Origin of the sequence: Nocardioides sp. (assembly GCF_036401255.1) — a bacterium.
Taxonomy (GTDB): Bacteria; Actinomycetota; Actinomycetes; order Propionibacteriales; family Nocardioidaceae; genus Nocardioides.
The window spans coordinates 1-1,593 of record NZ_DASWVI010000106.1; the positions used below are offsets into that span (position 1 = coordinate 1).

The following is a 1,593-nucleotide window of genomic DNA, read 5'->3' on the forward strand; positions in this document are numbered from 1 at the left end:
CCCGGCCGGCCGAGGACCCGGCGCTGCTGCTGCGCGCCGCGGCCGTGGCCGCCGAGCACGACGTGGTCCTCGCACCTGCGACCGCGGCCCGGCTGGTGCGCGAGGGCGCACCGCTGCCGACGCCCTGGCCGGTGGAGGCGCGCCAGCTCCTGGTCCGGATGCTGGCGTCCGGTCGCGGACTGCTCGGCGTCTGGGAGACGTTGGAGGAGACCCACGCGCTCGGCCGGTTCCTGCCCGAGTGGGAGCGGATCAGGCTGCTCCCGCACGCGTCGGCGATCCACCGGTTCACCGTCGACCGTCACGCTGTCGAGACCTGCGCGGAGGCCTCCGCGCTGATCCGCTCGGTCGGGCGTCCGGACGTGCTGATGGTCGCGGCCCTGCTCCACGACATCGGCAAGGGCGGGCTGACCGAGCACAGTGTCGCCGGGGAGCCGATCGCCCGCGCGGTGGCCGAGCGGATGGGCTTCACCCCCGACGCGGTCGACCTGGTCGCGCGGCTGGTGCGCTGGCACCTGCTGCTCGCCGAGACCGCGACGACCCGCGACCCCGACGACCCGGCGACGGCCGCGCTCGTCGCGTCCCGGATCGGGTCGGCCGAGGCGCTCGACCTCCTCGTGGCGCTCACCGAGGCCGATGCCCGGGCGACGGCCCCGAAAGCCTGGTCGTCGTGGCGCTCCGGCCTGGTCCACGACCTGGCCCGCCGGGTGCGCGTCACGCTCGCCTCCGGAGCACCCCTCCCCGTGGTCGAGGCCGACGACGTCGAGATCCCGCGTGAGGTGGGCCGCGGGTCGGTCTCGATGACGGTCGAGGACGCCGGCGACGGGTCCCGGGTCACGGTGATCGCACCCGACCGGGTGGGGCTGCTCGCCGACGTCGCCGCGACGTTCGCGCTCCAGCGGATCCCGGTGCGTGCCGCGCGCGCGTGGTCGCAGGACCAGTACGCCGTGTCCGTCTGGGAGGTCGGCGAGCCCGGGCTGGACGCCGCGGTCCTCCGGCAGCGCTACGAGGCGATCGTCGAGGGCCGGGTCGACGTCGTCCGCCGGCTGCGGTCCGCCGGCCCGGCGGCCGGGCTCGAGCCGTCGGTGGTGGTGCGCCCCGAGGCGTCCGACCAGGCGACGGTGCTCGAGGTGCGGGCCGCCGACCAGCTCGGGGTCATCCACCGGGTCTGCGCGGCCCTCGCCGATCTCGACGTCGCCGTCCGCTCCGCCCACGTCGACACCCTCGGCCCGCAGGCCGTCGACGTGTTCTACCTGCACGAGCCGTCCGCCGGCGTGCTCTCGGACCAGCGGGCCGCCGAGGCCGCCCACGCCGTGCGGGCCGCGTTGACGGTGCTGGCGCCGTAGCGGGTTTCACCGGTCGGCGGGTGAACCCCGCACGACACGCCGGGGGGCCGCGGCGTGTCGTGCGGGTTTCGGCTGCCAGGTGTCGCGCCTGGGGCTGGTGGGACGTCCCCGCGGAGCACGATGCACCTGCTCTCGGGGCCCCCGACTAGGCTGGGCGGGTCTCTGACCGCTCCGGCACGTAGGACCACGACTTGTTCGCCACACTCTCCGACCGGCTCGCCGACACCTTCAAGAACCTCCGGGGGAAGGG

General features: G+C 76.0%; 1 protein-coding gene. It reads left to right on the forward strand.

What is annotated here, in order from left to right; translation table 11 throughout:
• Window positions 1-1,343, forward strand: a 1,343-nt coding sequence (locus VGD85_RS04930; RefSeq protein ID WP_331062330.1) for an HD domain-containing protein, incomplete at its 5' end; no start/stop codon positions are given.
• Between the last annotated feature and the right edge of the window lie 250 nt (window positions 1,344-1,593).